We start from the raw sequence: 231 nt of genomic DNA, 5'->3' as shown, positions 1-231 counted from the left end.
GCGCGGGAGTGGGCGACCATGTCTTCCCACTCCACGTACTTCTTTCGCTCGCGGCCTTCGCGCTCGCCCAAAGCGCGCTCAGCGGCATCGAGGCGCTGCCAATCCTGCCACGTGAGGTAGTCGATGCCCTTATCTGCGAAGGCCTCGGTGATATCGTCGGCGGTGGGGGATGGTAGGGTGCCCGCGGCGGCATCATCAAGCAGCATGCCAATGGTTTCACTGGCATCGGAC

General features: G+C 64.1%; 1 pseudogene. It reads right to left on the bottom strand.

What is annotated here, in order from left to right:
• A pseudogene (locus tag QP915_RS11695) lies at window positions 1–231 on the bottom strand (pyridine nucleotide-disulfide oxidoreductase); the annotation flags it as partial.

The sequence above is a fragment of the Corynebacterium sp. MSK158 genome (genome assembly GCF_030229085.1).
Taxonomy (GTDB): domain Bacteria; phylum Actinomycetota; class Actinomycetes; order Mycobacteriales; family Mycobacteriaceae; genus Corynebacterium.
This window is presented reverse-complemented; position numbering and strand designations above follow the sequence as displayed.